This window comes from Aurantibacter sp. (assembly GCF_039941195.1).
Taxonomy (GTDB): domain Bacteria; phylum Bacteroidota; class Bacteroidia; order Flavobacteriales; family Flavobacteriaceae; genus Aurantibacter_A.
Window position 1 is genome coordinate 40893 of the sequence record NZ_JBDVFA010000093.1, and the last position, 16952, is coordinate 57844.

Genomic DNA, 16952 nt, shown 5'->3' on the forward strand with positions numbered 1-16952 from the left:
AATGGTACTACATGCAGAAACATTACTACAAGATTTAATTGAGCGCACGCGCAAACATATTAATGAAGCCGAAAAATTTAAATCACTCCCTACCGAAACATTGAATTGGCGAGTTGCCAATGACAGTTGGAGCATTTTAGAATGTTTTGAGCATTTAAACTTATACGGAGATTTCTATATTCCTGAACTCAAGAAGCGCATGGAAAGTTCAAAAACGCAACCCAAAGAAAATTTTAAATCCGGTGTTTTAGGGAACTATTTTGCAAAAAGTATGCTCCCCAAAGAAAAGTTGAACAAGATGAAAACCTTTAAAGATAAAAACCCAATAGGCAGCACTTTAGACAAAACTACCATGAACCGCTTTATTGCTCAGCAAGAAAAAATCCTGAATCTTTTGGACAAATCGAGAGCCGTAGATTTAAACAAAATTAAAACAGCAATAAGTATTTCAAAATTAATTAAATTAAGAATCGGAGATACATTTCGAGTAGTAGTATATCATAACGAACGCCATATATTACAAGCGAACAATGTATTGAATAGTAAAATGCCTGCGCCCAAACAATTAAACTAAAGTCAAAATCATGAAAAAAGTCCAGTATTTTTTATCAGGTGTTATTGTAATTTTTATTTTGGAATGCATCTCTTTTATTTTTAATGATGCCTTTACTTTTAAAGACATTAGTTGGGGAACAGTTATTGGAATACCACTAGCATTTGCAATCTTTTATAAGGGCAATAAAAAGGAAAATCAAACTGATTAGAAACAACTACCTTGGGCAGTACACCTCAGAAAAATATGAACGCAGCACAAAAATTAGGCTTTTCAGCAAACAGCAAATTATTAATTATACATGCTGACGATGCCGGACTTTCCCATTCCGAAAATAGGGCTACCATGCAAGTGCTAGAGAATGGATTTGTAAATTCCTATAGTATTATGGTTCCCTGTCCGTGGTTTTATGAAATGGCGCAATATGCCAAAAATAATCCCCGCCACGATTGCGGCATTCACTTAACACTCACCTGCGAATGGGAGAATTATAAATTCGGACCCGTTTTACCAATTTCTGAAGTCCCAAGTTTGGTGGACAGTAATGGACATTTTTATAAGAAAAGAGAGCAGTTGCGCGAAAACGCTTCCCCAGAACATGTACAAAAAGAGTTGAAAGCACAAATTGATAAAGCCTTACAATTCGGACTAAAACCAACACACATCGATTCGCATATGTATAGTGTGGGTTCGGACACTCAATTTTTTAAAATCTATAAAGAATTGGGCAAAGAATACGATTTACCAGTATTACTAAACAAGCAATTAATGGAATTGGTAGGCTTACCTCCTGCAGAGAATATTGATGCCGAAGATTTTATCATTGACAAAACCTATGTGGGCGAGTTTAAATATTTTGAAGCTGGTAAGTTAAGTGATTTCTACAGTGCAGTATTAAACGATTTGCAAAGCGGTTTAAACCTACTTTTAATCCATCCGGCATTCGATGATAACGAGATGCAAGGCGTTACTGTAAATCATCCCAATTTTGGTGCTGCGTGGAGGCAAATCGATTTTGACTTTTTTACGAATAAAGAGAACCAATTAATTCTTGAAGAAAATAATATTGAATTAATTACCTGGAAGGATATAAATAACAGGATTTAAGTGTAGTTGGAAAACTTGCCGTTTTAAGACTACTTTTAAAGAGCAAAAGCGTCAATAAAAAATGAAAAAATATATACTCCTACTCTTATTAGCGATACCTTCATTTTATGCTTGTGGGCAAGGTACTAATAACGCCACCGCAAAAACAGCAGCCAGCAAAACGAAATACAAAAGTGAAATTAAAACCGAGGGGTTTAGCAGAGACAGCTATTTGCATACCGAAGCCTCTTATTTGGATACAACTGGAAAAGGAATTATTATTCAAAACAGCTATCCAAGAGGTGGACCTATTAATACACCTGATGGAAAATATGGCCATGCGTTATTCTGGTCGCGTGTTATCAACAAAGCCGATACACCTATAGCATTGAACTTACATTTTCCTGCTGATTCTATTGTGATTGATCCCGCAACCCATACGTACTTTAAACTTTTGGTTCCACCCGATAAAATGACCCCCGACAAAGTAAGCACATTTGGTTTTGGACTAGATTATATTGAAGATTTTGTAGCTGAAAACTTCTATAAACCGAGTTATTTACAAAAAACCATTAAACCGAATGAAGATGCCATGTTCTATGTTATTTTACTGAGTCATTTAGCGCCAACAGATAGAGGCGTAATACGAACAGGACTTTTTTTAGATGGACAAGATCTTTTTTATAAGTTAGAGGGTTTAAATTCCCAGAAGGATAAGTTTGTACCAAGTGGGTCGATAACATTTAAAGATTAAAACTGCGCTTAGCATCAAATAAAAATAGCAATACAAGATTTTATAGACATCGCGGAAAAGAATGGTGTTACGCTTTTAGATGTTGGGAATCTATATCGTTTGCTACTTTTAGAATACAAATTGATAACGTTAAAGGAAGCAAAATGACAGCAATCGAAATTTTAAGCAAGCAAACTAAAGATGCTTATGCGTGGATTTATAAATTGATGGATTCGATTCCTGATGAAAAGTGGAATGATACACCTGAAATTTTAGCATCGAATGTATCGTGGCAAATTGGGCATGTAGTACTTAGTATGTATTATCATTCTATTCTAGTTATTCGGGGACATCAAAAAGATATTTTAGAAAAAGTTCCGCTAAAAGAATACGCTGAATTGTTTTCGTTCAATTCTTCACCAAAAAAATCTGCTGGAAAAATGGCTGCTGCAACCTTGAGAGAACACCTAATATTGATGGAAAAAAAATCAATTGAAATTATAAATTCGTTAACCCCAGAAGAGCTAGATAAAGAATTAATTCCCGGAAAAGTTGAACACCCTGTTGCTAAGAATAAGTTTGAAGCCATCGATTGGAATATAAAGCATACCATGTGGCACTGCGGACAATTAGCTACGATAAAAAGAACCTTAGGATATACCTACAAATTTGAAATGAAAAAAACCTAAAGTAATATGGGAAAAACTGAACTTTTAGAAATATCATTACTACATAAATAAATGCAAGTCAATTCAATTAACAAATGAAATATAAAAGCTTTGAAACGGAGAGACTCATTTTACAACCCACTTCAACAAAGGATTCGGAATTTATATTTCAACTTTTCAACTCTCCGAAGTGGCTCAAATATATTGGGGATAGAAATATTAAATCTGTCGAAAACGCAAAACAATATATAAATGATAATATGATGCCTCAACTTCAAAAACTAGGATACTCAAGCTATACGATTATACGTAAAAAGGACCAGCAAAAAATAGGCACCTGTGGTTTGTATAACAGAAATGGATTAGATGGAATTGATATTGGCTTTGCTTTTTTACCGGAATATGAAAACAAAGGATTTGCATTTGAAGCAGCAAATAGATTAAAGAATGCAGCATTCACGGAATTTGACATTGAACGTATTTTGGCGATTACAAAAAAAGGGAATAGTGGTTCTCATAAACTATTGAAAAAATTAGGGCTTGAATTATCGGGAACTATTACACTCCCAAATGATAATACAGAATTATTACTGTATACCATTGAGAAATAGAAATGGCTAGAAACCTTCTTAAATTATAACAAAAACTATGACAGAAACCTTCGAATTACGAGCTAAGCCATATTTAAAAATAAATTTAAATGAAAAGGCATTTGAAATTGTTGATGCAGCAGAACCAACGAATAATGGAAGCTATTTGTATCAACAAGTTAACTCGGTAGTCTTAAATTCAGAAAAAACAAACTGGTGGTTTTCTGCTTTAACCGTCCTGATTGACTTATTTACTAGCAGTGGAAATAGTGGAAAATATAAGGATAAAGCGAACTTATATATAGCGCTTGAAAATCGACAACTAAAAATCTGGTTGTATAAAGCTGACTTCGAAAAAGCAAAAAAAGTGGCGTACAAATTACAAAATACAAAGAAGTCCTAAGATGAAAATCCTAGGACTTTTTTTACACTAATTATTTGAGGGAATTACTTACCACCGTCAAGTTTATCTTGTAATTTTTTTAATTCGTCCCATTTACCAGCATTGGCAAGCTTCGCTTGTTTTGGCCAAGAACCTGGCTTATGCATAGTATAACGTGGACCAGCTTCTTTAAGAATAGCTTCCAAAGATTTTACAGAAGCCTTACTTAAAAGAGCAAAAGTTCCAATACCTTTTTCAGTTAAAATTGAAGCAATTTTTGGACCAATACCTTCTATCTTTTTTAAGTCGTCTTTTTTAGCTTTAGCAACCACTTTCTTAGCAGCAGGTTTCTTAGCAGCTGGCTTTTTTGCAACTACTTTTTTAGCTGCTGGTTTCTTAGCTGCCGGTTTTTTTGCAGCTGGCTTTTTAGCAACTTTTTTTGCTGGCGTCTTTTTTTCTGGCAATGCGCTTAAATCAACAACGCTATTGTCAATACCTTCATAAGGAGATGGTACATAAGCATCAGCAGCATGGTCATTAAACCAACCTTTATCTTCACTTAAATAACGAAACTCGTAACTTTTACCATTCTCTAGTTCGATACTTTTAACGTAAGAAGAACCTTTTTTTTCCATTTGGCAAGAACTGTCATTTGTTTGCCAATTATTAAAATCCCCTAACAATAAAACGTTAGCTGAACTTGGAGCTTCATTTTCAGCAACTGTAAAAGTCACTAAAGATTTTGAACCTTTACTTTTTGATTTTTTAACTAATGCCATTTTAATTATTGTTTATGTACGCCACAAAATTAATATAGAAAACCTTCGATGTCAATACCTTACCAAAACAAAATGACCATTTTTCGCATTATAGTGAAGTTCTTAATATAATCGCTTTTATTATCAGAATTTAGCATCGAATGTTTGAGTATATTTATAATCTCGCATTGATAAGTGCTTATAAATTAGGCACTTTTGTTGCAAGAAATTCTAAACCCCTAAAAATGAAAAATTCCGCACTTTTATTGCTAAGCATAACCCTATTTTTTTCCTGTAAATCGAATCAAAAAAAGAAGGATGAAACAGCTACCGAAAATGAAATTAAAACGGTTACTGTAAACAAAGATTATTTTATTACGGAAAATATTATTGGGGAGATAAAAGAAGAAATGGTAAACCTAAATGGAGTCGAAACACTGTGTTATGTATTTCAGACGAACTCACAAGCTACAGAACACCAAATGGGACCTTGGTGTCCACGACATATTGATGATGGTAAAGAGAAAGCAGGCATTTGGTTTAAGGACGGAAAAGTGTATGATGTCACCGGACATTTTATTGCCAACCTCGATGAGTTTTATGAAGATGAAGCATGGGAGTTATTTCGTGATGATGGTTCCATAAAAGTTACTGAAACCCAAGAAGAATGTGAGGGAGCTGCAAAACCGGATGTTGAAGAAGCGTACCGAAACCATTGTGTAGAATGTTTACCAGAATATTTTAAAAATCAAATAACAACCTATAAGATACCAGTAACACCTACCTACCAAGAAGCTTCGCAACGTTTTGGACGTGGTGGTATTGGAGTCGCTTTTAATGGGGTGAAATTTGACCCACCAGCACCAACACATGCCATATTGGCTGCACATACCATTGCACCTTTAGACGACCATGGTGGTCATGTAAATCCGCATGGTGGTTATCACTATCATGCTGTAACTGGATCTACCAAAGAAGTTGAACAACCCGATGTGCATTCTCCAATAATCGGTTATGCTATTGATGGCTTTGGAATTTATGGTTTGGCAGATAAAGAAAATCACATGTCTTCCGATTTGGATGATTGTGGTGGACATTCAGACAATCAACGTGGATATCATTACCATGCAGGTGCTCCAGGCGGCAATCAAATAATAAAATGTCTACACGGCATACCAGGAGAGACAAGCATACAAGAATAACGCTACAATAATTATTTAAACTCAATTCAAATTAATCCGAGTGACCATTTTCTGAATTAGATTGCACTATTTTTAGTTTTTAAACTAGAAATTGAAAAATGAGCGAAATTAAATTTACTCCCATAGCTTGCGAATTAGAAGCAGGAAAAAAATATGCTTGGTGCACTTGTGGCCATAGTGAAACACAACCTTTTTGTAATGGTGCACATCGCGAAGCAAAAGCAACACCGCCTTTAAAATTTGAAATCGTTGAAGACAAAAAAGCACATTTGTGTACTTGCAAACTTACCAGCAATCCCCCCTATTGCGACGGAACACATAAAAACTAAAAAAGGCTGTCTTCACTGACAGCCTATTTTTATAAATTAAATAGTGTAATATTATACGTGTAACGCTCTATCGTCAGTTGCTGCTAACGCTGCTTCCTTAATAGCTTCTGCAAATGTTGGATGCGCATGAGACATACGAGAGATATCTTCAGCACTAGCACGATATTCCATCGCTACTACAGCCTCTGCAACTAAATCTGCAGCTCTTGCCCCTACCATATGAAAGCCTAAAATTTCATCGGTATTTTTATCAGCCAATATTTTTACAAATCCATCTAAATCCATGCTAGCACGAGAACGACCCAAAGCACGCATTGGAAACTGTCCCGTTTTATATGCGACCCCAGCCTCTTTCAATTGCTCTTCTGTTTTACCAACAGCGGCAACTTCTGGCCATGTGTACACAACACCTGGAATTAAATTATAATCGATATGTGGTTTTTGTCCCGCTAATGTTTCTGCAACAAAAGTTCCTTCTTCTTCAGCTTTGTGTGCTAACATGGCACCTTTAATTACATCGCCAATAGCATATATATTTGAAGCAGAAGTTTGCAAATATTCATTCACTTCTATTTTACCTCTTTCATCAAGTTTTACACCGGCAGCTTCAGCATTCAATCCATCAGTGTATGGTTTTCTTCCAACAGAAACCAAACAGTAGTCTCCTTTAAATTCCACTTCTTGACCTTTTTTATCATCGGCCTTAACGATAACCTCGTTGCCTTTTCTTTCAACAGATTTTACCTTGTGTGAAAGTGCAAATTTTACTTTTTGCTTTTTCAATACTTTCATCAATTCCTTAGAAAGTGAAGCGTCCATAGTTGGAATAATGCGATCCATATATTCCACAACGGTAACTTCTGCACCAAGTCTTTTATAAACCTGACCCAATTCTAAACCAATAACTCCACCACCAATAACAATCATATGTTCTGGTATCTCTTTAAGCTCCAAAGCTTCCGTAGAAGTTATGATACGTTCTTTATCCAATTTGATAAATGGCAAAGTTGAAGGCTTACTACCTGTAGCTATAATGGTATTTTTAGCTTCAATAGTTTCCGTCTTCTCTCCTTTTATTTCAATATGCGTAGCATTTTTAAAACTACCAACACCCTCATAGATATCAATCTTGTTTTTATCCATCAAGAATTTTACACCCGCACAAGTTTGATCAACAACTGCCTGCTTGCGGCTAATCATTTTCTCTAAATTTATCTTTATATCGCCAGGTATTTCAATTCCGTGATCATCAAAATGTTTTATAGCTGACTCGTAATGATGCGATGAATCGAGCATTGCTTTTGAAGGAATACAACCTACATTAAGGCAAGTGCCACCTAATGTGGAATATTTTTCTATAATTGCTGTTTTCATTCCTAATTGCGCACAACGTATTGCTGCTACATAACCTCCGGGGCCTGAACCGATAATGGCCACATCGTATTGACTCATAATTTGGTGTTTTAATTATATTTCAAAATTACTACTATTTACTATAGTATTAAAGTTTAACGCAATTCTATTGCAAGTTTGCACGCCACAAGCCAAAATCGTAATATTACAGCAAGAGACCATTTCTAAGTATGAGTGAAAAAGAATTTGCAGAACATCGAGAAGATGAACATATCGTTGAAAACAAAGAACTAAGCATTTGGGAAGCCTTTATTCCTGTTATTCTATTAATGTTAATGCTAGCCTACAATATCTTTTTTGCTGATGGTGAAGCTTTAGGTGCATATTCAAATCAATTTATACTTTTAATTGGAGGCGGTATCGCTGCGATAGTAGGTTTATTCAACAAAGTATCTATCAAATCGATGCTTGCTGAAATTTGGGAAAACCTAAGAAGTGTTTTTGTTCCTATTATGATTTTGTTTTTGGTTGGGGCATTAGCAGGTACATGGCTTGTAAGTGGAATTATTCCAGCAATGGTCTATTACGGTTTAAAGGTATTGAGTCCCGAAATATTTTTACCAGCATCTGTCATAATTGCAGCATTGATATCTATTGCAACAGGTAGTTCTTGGACGACATCGGCTACAGTAGGTATTGCTTTAGTGGGTATTGGAACCGCATTGGGTATTCCCACTGGAATGATTGCTGGAGCGGTAATTTCTGGCGCCTATTTTGGTGATAAAATGTCTCCCTTAAGTGACACTACCAATTTAGCACCTGCGATGGCTGGCACCGATTTGTTTACACATATTCGCTATATGTCGTTTACTACAGTTCCTTCAATTGTAGTTACGCTAGCCGTTTTTAGTATCTTAAGTATGAATATTGCAACGACTGGTTCGGCAAATGTTGACAACCTACTTACGACCATAGCTACTACTTTTAATATAACACCCTATCTATTTATAGTACCAGTATTGGTGATTATTTTAATTTTATTTAAAACGAAGCCTTTAATTGCTTTAGGTGTAGGTGTTGGTGCAGCGGCAATTTTTGCAATGATATTTCAAACAGACATATTATTACAGATTTCTGAATTTGAAACAACTTCTTTATTTCAAGCTATTTTTACCGATACACAAATCGTTACTGAAAACGAGAAATTAAACGAGCTCTTTAGTGCCGGCGGTATGCAAGGAATGCTATGGACTATATATTTAATCTGTTGTGCCATGGTTTTTGGTGGCGTTATGGATGGTATTGGAGCATTATCAAGAATTACCAACGCCCTACTTTCTGTAGCTACGACCATATTCGGACTTTTTGCTAGTACAGTAATCAGCTGTTTGGGATTAAATATTATCGCCAGTGACCAATATTTAGCATTAGTGATTCCGGGTAAAATGTTTAAAAAGGCTTATGAAGACAAAGGCCTGGCTCCAGAGAATTTAAGTAGAACATTAGAAGATTCGGGTACGGTTACCTCGGTATTAATTCCATGGAATACTTGTGGAGCATATCAATCAGGTGTTCTTGGTGTTGGAGTTGGCGAATACTTTGTCTATGCTATTTTTAATTGGTTAAGTCCGATTACAACCCTTCTTTTTGCCGCTTTTAGCATTAAAATTCGCATGCTGGCCACAAAAGTTTGAAAATAATTTTCCCCCTTAAAAATCTCAATTTTCAACCTCCAAAAATTTCAGAGGTTTTTTTGTCTATATGCTATATTTGAAGGTTAAATTTTGTCGATTTAACACTTTTCATCTTTCTTTTTAACAGCATATATAAACCTTATTGACCCATCGATTTTTTGAATACTATTACTGTTTTTAAAGTCTGTAATCTAATAATTTTGTTACTAGAAAATAACAACAATTAAAATATATCATATGAGTATTGTAGGTAAAAAATTTCCAAATTTAGCAGTAAACGCAATGAACGATTTGGGCGACACATTTAAATTAAATGTTTTAGAAGAAGCTCAAAAAAACAATAAAAAAGTATTGCTTTTTTGGTACCCAAAAGATTTCACATTTGTATGTCCAACTGAGTTACATGCTTTTCAAGCAGCTTTAGGCGAATTCGAAAAAAGAAATACCGTGGTTATCGGTGCATCATGTGACACTGCAGAAGTACACTTTGCATGGTTGAATACAGCTAAAGATAACGGTGGTATCGAAGGTGTTACGTATCCAATTTTAGCAGATAGCAATAGAAACCTTGCCAATACTTTAGGCATTTTAGATATTGCTGATGAACAATACAATGAGGAAACTGGTGTAGTTGAAGTTGAAGGAGATAATGTTACATACAGAGCTACGTACTTAATTGACGAAGAAGGTACTGTTTTTCATGAAGGTGTAAACCACATGCCATTAGGTAGAAACGTAAATGAATTTATTCGTTTGGTTGATGCGTATACTCATGTTCAAGAAAAAGGTGAAGTATGTCCTGCAAACTGGGAAGAAGGTAAAGAGGCAATGACTGCTGACCGAAATGGAGTAGCTTCTTATTTAGCTGTTCAACAAAATTAAGTTTAATTGATTAGGTCACCAGTAATTTCTGCTGGTGACCCTATTTTAAATAGCAAAATTATGGTACTAGAATTAGAACAAGATAATTTACAAGAAATCGTAGCTAAGAATGACAATGTAGTTGTTCAATATTCAGCTGGTTGGTGTGGCAATTGTCGCATCATGAAACCAAAGTTTAAAAAGGAAGCAACGTTAAACGAAGCTGTAACTTTTGTTCTTGTGGACGCTGAAAAATTTCCAGAATCTAGAAAAATGGCGAATGTTGATAACCTGCCTACTTTTGCTTCTTTTACGAAAGGAACGTTTAAGAATCAGGTACAAACTAATAAATACGACGTTTTAAAAGAACTGATACATGAAGTTACCAGTAATTAAGCATTTAACTAATTTCATCGAAAATAACGATGAAGATTATTTGGTTGAAACAATAGAGACCTTAGAAGATCTTACAGAATTGAGTTCTTTAAAAGATGAAGAGCTTGATGTAATTGGAGAACTTATCTCTAATATGTATGGCGCACTTGAAGTAAACAAGTCGATAAAAGAAGGCAAACCTAAAAAGGAAGCTTTAAACGAGTTTATGCAACGTGTAATGGGTGCTATTGATAATTAAAGCAATCCAATAATTTTACAAATAATCATGCCTACCATTTTATGGTAGGCATTTTATTTTAAGAAGTTCTTAAAATCTATTATTATTTTTTAATTTCACAAAAAATTAAAACCTCAATATGGCATCATTAACTTTACATGGCAATGCGATAACTTCTATTGGTACATTGCCAGCAGTTGGCAGTACTGCCCCAGAATTTAATTTAACGAAAGGCGATTTATCTGCAGCTACATTAGCTGACTTTAAAGGAAAAAAAGTTGTATTAAATATTTTTCCAAGTGTTGACACGGGTACTTGTGCTCAATCTGTTCGTCAATTTAACAAAGAAGCCTCTGGTTTAGATAATACCGTTGTACTTTGTATATCTAAAGATTTACCTTTTGCGCAAGCGCGTTTTTGTGGTGCTGAAGGCATAGAAAATGTTGAAATGCTTTCTGATTTTAGAGATGGTAATTTTGGTGAAGCATACAATGTATCTTTTGATTCTGGACCTTTAACACCTTTGCACTCAAGAGCAGTTGTAGCACTTGATGCTGAAGGAAAAGTTATTTATTCGGAACAAGTGGGTGAAATTGTTGATGAACCGAATTATGAGGCAGCAATCAACGCATTGAAGAATGCCTAAAGAATCTTTTTTAGTAAACCGAATCAAAAGTGTAGGTTTCGCAATGAAGGGCGCTATACTTTTGATTCGAACTGAAGCAAGTATTAAAATTCAATTGTTTATTGCGATTGTAATGACTGGACTTGGTTTCTATTTTGAAATCTCAAATACGGAATGGATACTTCAAATCTTGGCTATTTCGTTAGTTATGGGTGTTGAAGGCGCAAATACAGCAATTGAAAAAATCTGTGATTTTATTCACCCCGATTTTAACTCTAAAATTGGATTCATTAAAGATGTTTCTGCAGGTGCAGTTATGCTAGTATCTATTGGTGCAACTATTATTGGTTTCATTATTTACCTTCCAAAGATAGTGTAAGACTATTTTTAATAATCCCTATTGATTGTAAACAATTATGGATAAATCCTTCCGTATACAGGAATATAAGATTTTAGCCTATCGCCTATTATTGGCCTATTTCTTCTATTTTGTTGCACGTGTAATTTTTTACATATACAATCAAGATTTAATAGCAATCGATTCGATTGGTGGTTTTTTAAAACTGTGCTTTTTGGGTTTAACTTTCGACACAACAGCTATACTGTATACCAACCTTCTATTTATATTTCTTAGTGTAATACCGTTGTTAATCAACACTTCTAGAAGTTATCAAAAAGTCCTTTTTTGGATTTATATAATTCCAAACCTTATTGCTTTTGCCACTAACTTTATTGACTTTGCGTACTATCGGTTTACTTTTGCTAGAGCTTCTATGGCATCATTGGAATCCATAAATAATGAACCTAATAAATCGGGCTTATTATTTTCCTTTGTAGGGGATTATTGGCATATATTTCTACTGTTTGCAATTTGCGCCTATTTCTGGATTAAATTATATAAGCGAAAGAGTTTGGCTCCCATTCAGGGTTATAATTTTATAAAATATTTTTCTTTTTCAATAGTTGCCTTTATAGTAATTGGTGTATTAATTGTAGGTGGAATTCGAGGTGACTTTAAACACAGTACCCGCCCTATTACGCTAATTGATGCCAGTAGACATGTAGATATGCCAGAGTACGCCAACATTGTGCTCAACACACCTTTTAGCATTATAAGAACCTATGGCAATAACAATTTTGAGAAAAAAAGCGGAATTCCTGAAGCCGTAATCGAACAAGCTTTCCATCCTATAAAGGAATATAAGCGCGAGGTTGACAAAAAACCAAATATCGTATTAATCATATTAGAAAGTCTTAGCCGAGAATATATTGGGAGTTTCAATACGGATATGGGTATTAAGGATTATGTAGGTTACACTCCATTTATTGATTCTTTAGCAGCTCATAGTTTAATATTTCCGAATGCGTATACCAATGGTAGAAAATCGATTCATGCTATGTCCTCGATTTTAGCTGGTATCCCATCATTTAAAACCGCCTATACCTCCTCCCCGTTCGCTACACAAAAAACACAATCCTTAATTTCAGGATTAAATGAAATGGGCTATGACACCTCGTTTTTTCACGGAGCGCCAAATGGCTCTATGGGATTTTCTGGCTATGCAAATATTCTAGGATTTGATCATTATTACGGCAAAACAGAATATAATAACGATGAAGATTATGATGGTATTTGGGGGATTTGGGATGAGCCTTTTCTCGGTTATGTGAATGAAGAATTATCAAAAAAACAAGAACCGTTTATGGGAACGATTTTCACTGTAACTTCTCATACTCCGTATATTATTCCAGAGAAATATGAAGGTAAATTTCCTGAAGGTGATCTTGCGATGCATAAATGTGTTGGTTATACGGACTATGCACTAAAAACTTTTTTTGAAGCCGCTGCAAAGGAACCTTGGTTCGAAAACACAATATTTGTGATGACTGCAGATCATACCAATCAGATATATTATGATGAATATTTAAAAATGGTTAATCGCTTTGCCGTGCCTATTTTGTTTTATTCTCCCAATGAAAGTTTACTTGGCGTTGACAAAAACCTAACCATGCAAATAGATATTTATCCCACCTTAATGGATTTAACAGGCTACAATAAACCATTTAGGAGTTGGGGAAGAAGTTTGGTAAGCGACAGCATTCAAGAACCATATGCTATTGCGCACAATGGTTCTAATATGATGTTCATGCAAGACAGTCTTATTGGTGTATTTTCTAAAGATGACACCTTAGGTTTTTATAACATTGCTGATAAAGGTTTAACGAAAAACTTAAAATCTGAACAAACAAAAGCGATGTCAGAAATACAACAAAAGGCACGCGGATTTGAACAAGATTACATGAACCGAATTATTGATGGAGAATTAAGCGCTCAGTAATAATTGAATGTGTAATAAATTGCGCTTTTAAAAATTGCAAAAGAAGCACAGCATATAAAACTTTTTAAAACAAAGGTTATTTGTATTTTTGTGCCGAATACAACCCAAGTTAATGGCAAAAAAGAAAACGGTCAGAAGAAAAACTAAGAAAACTCCTGCACCTAAAAAAAGCGTTTCATTTAAGCCTTCGAAACAGAATAAGATAATTCTAGGTAGTTTATTAATATTACTTAGCATTGCCTTGTTTTTTAGTTTCGCATCTTTTTATTTCACTTGGCAGTTCGACCAAAGCCTACTGAATCAGTTCAGCGACCGGAATGCTGAAGCGGAGAATTTACTTCGAAAATTTGGTGCTAGCATAAGTCATATAGTTATGTACCGCGGTTTTGGTTTAGCCTCGTTTATTCTAATCGGATTATTGTGCATTACAGGACTGTATCTTTTTTTAAGTCTAGAAAAGAAAGGTCTTTGGAAAAAGTGGATTTGGGGTCTAATTTTTATGATTTGGATTTCCATCGCCTTAGGTTTCTTTGCTATCGAACGTCCACTATTAGGTGGCATGGTAGGTTATGAAATGAATGATTTCCTCCAAGATTACACTGGTAAAATTGGTGTCATTCTATTATTGCTTTTCGGATTGGTGTTTATTATGGTTCGCCTTTTTAAATTCTCTCCAGAAGGCATTGGTAATTTTGTAAACAGTAAAAGTAAATCAATAGCCTCCGAATTTAAGAAAGTTCCTAAAGCCGAATCTGATTCAGAAACAGCCGAAAAGAACGAAGAAATATTACTTTCTCCTGAAAAAGAAGAACCGATTATAGTGGATACCTATACTCATAAAAAGGATATTCCAAAAATTGAAAAAGACGTTGACTTAGAAATGCCAGTTGTAGCACCCGTTGAAGAAGAAGTACTAGATATGGAAGTTGCACAAGTAACAGTTGAACCGGAAGAAACTGACAACATTGCAGATAAACTTGTTGAAGATTTTGGAGAATTTGACCCAACCTTAGAATTAGGCAATTACAAATTCCCAACCATAGACTTATTAGAACAACATGGTGTTACGGGAAGCATAACCATAAATCAGGAAGAATTAGAGGAAAACAAGACGAAGATTGTTGAAACGCTTCGAAACTATAAAATTGGAATTGCCCAGATAAAAGCAACCATCGGTCCAACCGTTACCCTCTATGAAATTGTACCAGAAGCTGGAGTCCGTATTTCAAAAATTAAAAATTTAGAAGACGATATTGCGCTTTCTTTAGCAGCCTTAGGTATTAGAATTATTGCTCCTATTCCAGGAAAAGGCACTATTGGTATTGAAGTACCGAATAAAAATGCAACCGTAGTTTCTATGCGTTCGGTTATTGCTGCAAGCAAATTTCAAAAGGCTGAAATGGAATTACCAATTGCTTTTGGTAAGACCATAAGTAACGAAACTTTTGTTGTTGATTTAGCGAAAATGCCACACATGCTTATGGCAGGTGCAACAGGGCAAGGTAAATCTGTTGGCTTAAATGCTGTATTAACATCTTTATTATACAAAAAGCACCCTGCGGAGGTTAAATTTATTCTTGTAGATCCTAAAAAGGTTGAATTAACACTGTACAACAAAATTGAACGCCATTTTTTGGCAAAATTACCTGATTCTGACGAAGCGATAATTACAGATAATACTAAGGTTATACATACCTTAAATTCACTTTGTATTGAAATGGACAATCGCTACGAATTGTTGAAAGCAGCAATGGTGCGTAACATTAAAGAATATAACGTAAAGTTCAAGTCTAGGAAGTTGAATCCGAATGATGGGCACAAATTCCTACCCTACATTGTTGTGGTAATCGATGAGTTTGCCGATTTAATTATGACCGCTGGTAAAGAGGTGGAAACACCGGTAGCCCGTTTAGCACAATTGGCAAGAGCCATTGGTATTCACCTGATTATTGCTACCCAAAGGCCTTCCGTAAACGTAATTACTGGTATTATCAAAGCAAACTTTCCTGCTCGTATTGCTTTTAGAGTGGCTTCAAAAATAGATTCGAGAACCATTTTAGATGCACAAGGTGCGGATCAATTAATTGGTAGAGGAGATATGTTATTCACGCAAGGGAATGATGTTACGCGTTTACAATGTGCTTTTGTAGACACACCAGAAGTTGCCAAAATCACTGAATTTATAGGGGCTCAGAGAGCCTATCCTAATGCGCATGAACTTCCAGAGTATGTTGGTGAAGACTCTGGCACAACTCTTGAGTTAGATAAAGCCGATCGCGATGCAATGTTTAAGGATGCGGCAGTTGTAATTGTAACGGCGCAACAAGGTTCAGCATCTTTAATACAGCGTAAACTAAAACTAGGCTATAACCGAGCAGGTAGAATTATCGACCAATTGGAAGCTGCGGGAATCGTAGGTCCCTTTGAAGGAAGCAAAGCAAGACAGGTGTATGTACCCGATTTAATTGCTTTAGATGAATTATTAAAAAACGAATAAATCAATAAAAATGAAAAAGTTTTTATTTTTAATACTAGTAACAATTACCACTGTAGCTTCAGCACAAAGCGCTGATAAGGCTAAAAATCTGCTTGATGAAGTGTATAACAAAGTTAAGAGTTATGACAATATTGCTGTAGATTTCAAATATAGTCTGCACAATGCAGAAGCTGATATAAATCAGGAGACAAGAGGCGATGTTACGATGAAAGGTGATAAATATATTGCTAATTTCTTTGGAGCAACTCAAATGTATGATGGTAAGAAAGTATATACCATAACTCCAGAAAATGAAGAAGTTTCCATTGAAGATAAATCAGATGATCCAAACGCCTTCTCCCCTTCCGAGTTACTAACATTTTATAAGCAGGGACAGACGTATTCTTGGGATATAGAGCAAAATGTTCAGGGAAGAAAAATTCAATTTGTTAAACTTACCCCAATTGATACGGATTCTGAAATTGCATCGCAGTTATTAGGAATAGATATAGAAACAAAGCATATTCATAAATTGATTATGACGGGAAAAAATGGAACGAAGACGACGATTATTGTTAATTCTTTTAAAACGAATCTTCCATTGTCAGAAACCTTATTTACCTTTGATGAAGGCAAGTATGAAGCTGATGGCTATTACATCATAAAAAACTAGTATAGGACTTGTCTTGA

20 protein-coding genes are annotated in these 16952 nt (G+C 35.0%); 18 read left to right on the forward strand and 2 right to left on the reverse strand.

Annotated elements, in window-relative coordinates; translation table 11 throughout:
• Position 1: 1 nt before the first annotated feature.
• The 7 genes from ABJF52_RS15570 to ABJF52_RS15600 all read left to right on the forward strand — a co-directional run bounded on the left by ABJF52_RS15570 (position 2) and on the right by ABJF52_RS15600 (position 4033).
• On the forward strand, positions 2–574 hold the full coding sequence (locus tag ABJF52_RS15570; protein ID WP_348152268.1) for a DinB family protein: 573 nt from the start codon (positions 2–4) through the stop codon (positions 572–574).
• Between the two features lie 10 nt (positions 575–584).
• Positions 585–764 carry a hypothetical protein gene (locus ABJF52_RS15575; protein WP_348152271.1) on the forward strand — a complete coding sequence of 60 codons (180 nt, stop codon included), beginning with the start codon at positions 585–587 and terminating at the stop codon, positions 762–764.
• A gap of 35 nt (positions 765–799) precedes the next feature.
• Positions 800–1660, forward strand: coding sequence for a polysaccharide deacetylase family protein (locus ABJF52_RS15580; RefSeq protein WP_348152273.1), 861 nt, complete (start codon positions 800–802; stop codon positions 1658–1660).
• A gap of 61 nt (positions 1661–1721) precedes the next feature.
• Positions 1722–2393: a hypothetical protein gene (locus ABJF52_RS15585; RefSeq protein WP_348152276.1), complete on the forward strand. Its 672-nt coding sequence runs from the start codon at positions 1722–1724 to the stop codon at positions 2391–2393.
• A 143-nt stretch (positions 2394–2536) separates the two neighbouring features.
• Entirely contained in the window at positions 2537–3061 is a 525-nt protein-coding gene (locus tag ABJF52_RS15590; protein ID WP_348152279.1) for a DinB family protein, read from the forward strand.
• Positions 3062–3135: 74 nt separating this feature from the next.
• On the forward strand, positions 3136–3651 hold the full coding sequence (locus ABJF52_RS15595) for a GNAT family N-acetyltransferase (protein WP_348152282.1): 516 nt from the start codon (positions 3136–3138) through the stop codon (positions 3649–3651).
• Between the two features lie 37 nt (positions 3652–3688).
• Positions 3689–4033 carry a hypothetical protein gene (locus ABJF52_RS15600; RefSeq protein ID WP_348152285.1) on the forward strand — a complete coding sequence of 115 codons (345 nt, stop codon included), beginning with the start codon at positions 3689–3691 and terminating at the stop codon, positions 4031–4033.
• 44 nt (positions 4034–4077) lie between these two features.
• Here ABJF52_RS15600 and ABJF52_RS15605 read toward each other — a convergent pair whose 3' ends face one another.
• Entirely contained in the window at positions 4078–4791 is a 714-nt protein-coding gene (locus ABJF52_RS15605; RefSeq protein ID WP_348152287.1) for a helix-hairpin-helix domain-containing protein, read from the reverse strand.
• 224 nt (positions 4792–5015) lie between these two features.
• Here ABJF52_RS15605 and ABJF52_RS15610 point away from each other — a divergent pair, with 224 nt between their 5' ends.
• The gene (locus ABJF52_RS15610; protein ID WP_348152289.1) at positions 5016–5972 is read left to right on the forward strand and encodes a YHYH protein; all 957 of its coding nucleotides are present in this window, start codon (positions 5016–5018) and stop codon (positions 5970–5972) included.
• A 98-nt stretch (positions 5973–6070) separates the two neighbouring features.
• A complete protein-coding gene (locus ABJF52_RS15615; protein ID WP_348152292.1) occupies positions 6071–6301 on the forward strand; it encodes a CDGSH iron-sulfur domain-containing protein in 231 nt (76 codons plus the stop codon).
• Positions 6302–6352: 51 nt separating this feature from the next.
• Here ABJF52_RS15615 and lpdA read toward each other — a convergent pair whose 3' ends face one another.
• Positions 6353–7753, reverse strand: coding sequence for a dihydrolipoyl dehydrogenase (gene lpdA / locus ABJF52_RS15620; RefSeq protein WP_348152295.1), 1401 nt, complete (start codon positions 7751–7753; stop codon positions 6353–6355).
• Between the two features lie 131 nt (positions 7754–7884).
• On the opposite strand from lpdA, the gene nhaC reads away from it, so the two are divergent.
• The 9 genes from nhaC (at position 7885) to ABJF52_RS15665 (ending at position 16935) form a co-directional block, all read left to right on the forward strand.
• Positions 7885–9348 (forward strand): Na+/H+ antiporter NhaC, encoded by a 1464-nt coding sequence (gene nhaC / locus ABJF52_RS15625; RefSeq protein WP_348152298.1) that lies wholly within the window; start codon positions 7885–7887, stop codon positions 9346–9348.
• 237 nt (positions 9349–9585) lie between these two features.
• A complete protein-coding gene (locus tag ABJF52_RS15630) occupies positions 9586–10230 on the forward strand; it encodes a peroxiredoxin (RefSeq protein WP_348152301.1) in 645 nt (214 codons plus the stop codon).
• Positions 10231–10290: 60 nt separating this feature from the next.
• The gene (locus ABJF52_RS15635; protein ID WP_348152406.1) at positions 10291–10605 is read left to right on the forward strand and encodes a thioredoxin family protein; all 315 of its coding nucleotides are present in this window, start codon (positions 10291–10293) and stop codon (positions 10603–10605) included.
• Positions 10586–10843, forward strand: coding sequence for a hypothetical protein (locus ABJF52_RS15640; protein ID WP_348152304.1), 258 nt, complete (start codon positions 10586–10588; stop codon positions 10841–10843). Before ABJF52_RS15635 ends, ABJF52_RS15640 begins: the two co-directional genes overlap by 20 nt.
• 118 nt (positions 10844–10961) lie before the next feature.
• The gene (gene tpx, locus ABJF52_RS15645; RefSeq protein WP_348152306.1) at positions 10962–11468 is read left to right on the forward strand and encodes a thiol peroxidase; all 507 of its coding nucleotides are present in this window, start codon (positions 10962–10964) and stop codon (positions 11466–11468) included.
• The gene (locus ABJF52_RS15650; protein WP_348152309.1) at positions 11461–11826 is read left to right on the forward strand and encodes a diacylglycerol kinase family protein; all 366 of its coding nucleotides are present in this window, start codon (positions 11461–11463) and stop codon (positions 11824–11826) included. Before tpx ends, ABJF52_RS15650 begins: the two co-directional genes overlap by 8 nt.
• 37 nt (positions 11827–11863) lie before the next feature.
• Positions 11864–13786, forward strand: coding sequence for a sulfatase-like hydrolase/transferase (locus ABJF52_RS15655; RefSeq protein WP_348152312.1), 1923 nt, complete (start codon positions 11864–11866; stop codon positions 13784–13786).
• Between the two features lie 112 nt (positions 13787–13898).
• Complete coding sequence (locus ABJF52_RS15660) at positions 13899–16283, forward strand: DNA translocase FtsK (protein WP_348152315.1); 2385 nt, start codon at positions 13899–13901, stop codon at positions 16281–16283.
• A 10-nt stretch (positions 16284–16293) separates the two neighbouring features.
• Entirely contained in the window at positions 16294–16935 is a 642-nt protein-coding gene (locus tag ABJF52_RS15665; RefSeq protein ID WP_348152318.1) for an outer membrane lipoprotein carrier protein LolA, read from the forward strand.
• The last annotated feature ends 17 nt before the right edge of the window (positions 16936–16952 follow it).

Excerpts from the sequence above, each read along its gene's own strand:
- lpdA (WP_348152295.1), bottom strand. The coding sequence starts at position 7,753 with ATGAGTCAATACGATGTGGCCATTATCGGTTCAGGCCCCGGAGGTTAT.
- ABJF52_RS15665 (WP_348152318.1), top strand. The coding sequence starts at position 16,294 with ATGAAAAAGTTTTTATTTTTAATACTAGTAACAATTACCACTGTAGCT.
- ABJF52_RS15655 (WP_348152312.1), top strand. The coding sequence starts at position 11,864 with ATGGATAAATCCTTCCGTATACAGGAATATAAGATTTTAGCCTATCGC.
- ABJF52_RS15590 (WP_348152279.1), top strand. The coding sequence starts at position 2,537 with ATGACAGCAATCGAAATTTTAAGCAAGCAAACTAAAGATGCTTATGCG.
- ABJF52_RS15650 (WP_348152309.1), top strand. The coding sequence starts at position 11,461 with ATGCCTAAAGAATCTTTTTTAGTAAACCGAATCAAAAGTGTAGGTTTC.
- ABJF52_RS15575 (WP_348152271.1), top strand. The coding sequence starts at position 585 with ATGAAAAAAGTCCAGTATTTTTTATCAGGTGTTATTGTAATTTTTATT.
- ABJF52_RS15580 (WP_348152273.1), top strand. The coding sequence starts at position 800 with ATGAACGCAGCACAAAAATTAGGCTTTTCAGCAAACAGCAAATTATTA.
- ABJF52_RS15660 (WP_348152315.1), top strand. The coding sequence starts at position 13,899 with ATGGCAAAAAAGAAAACGGTCAGAAGAAAAACTAAGAAAACTCCTGCA.
- ABJF52_RS15635 (WP_348152406.1), top strand. The coding sequence starts at position 10,291 with ATGGTACTAGAATTAGAACAAGATAATTTACAAGAAATCGTAGCTAAG.
- ABJF52_RS15605 (WP_348152287.1), bottom strand. The coding sequence starts at position 4,791 with ATGGCATTAGTTAAAAAATCAAAAAGTAAAGGTTCAAAATCTTTAGTG.
- ABJF52_RS15600 (WP_348152285.1), top strand. The coding sequence starts at position 3,689 with ATGACAGAAACCTTCGAATTACGAGCTAAGCCATATTTAAAAATAAAT.
- ABJF52_RS15610 (WP_348152289.1), top strand. The coding sequence starts at position 5,016 with ATGAAAAATTCCGCACTTTTATTGCTAAGCATAACCCTATTTTTTTCC.
- tpx (WP_348152306.1), top strand. The coding sequence starts at position 10,962 with ATGGCATCATTAACTTTACATGGCAATGCGATAACTTCTATTGGTACA.
- ABJF52_RS15570 (WP_348152268.1), top strand. The coding sequence starts at position 2 with ATGGTACTACATGCAGAAACATTACTACAAGATTTAATTGAGCGCACG.
- ABJF52_RS15615 (WP_348152292.1), top strand. The coding sequence starts at position 6,071 with ATGAGCGAAATTAAATTTACTCCCATAGCTTGCGAATTAGAAGCAGGA.
- ABJF52_RS15595 (WP_348152282.1), top strand. The coding sequence starts at position 3,136 with ATGAAATATAAAAGCTTTGAAACGGAGAGACTCATTTTACAACCCACT.
- ABJF52_RS15630 (WP_348152301.1), top strand. The coding sequence starts at position 9,586 with ATGAGTATTGTAGGTAAAAAATTTCCAAATTTAGCAGTAAACGCAATG.
- nhaC (WP_348152298.1), top strand. The coding sequence starts at position 7,885 with ATGAGTGAAAAAGAATTTGCAGAACATCGAGAAGATGAACATATCGTT.
- ABJF52_RS15585 (WP_348152276.1), top strand. The coding sequence starts at position 1,722 with ATGAAAAAATATATACTCCTACTCTTATTAGCGATACCTTCATTTTAT.
- ABJF52_RS15640 (WP_348152304.1), top strand. The coding sequence starts at position 10,586 with ATGAAGTTACCAGTAATTAAGCATTTAACTAATTTCATCGAAAATAAC.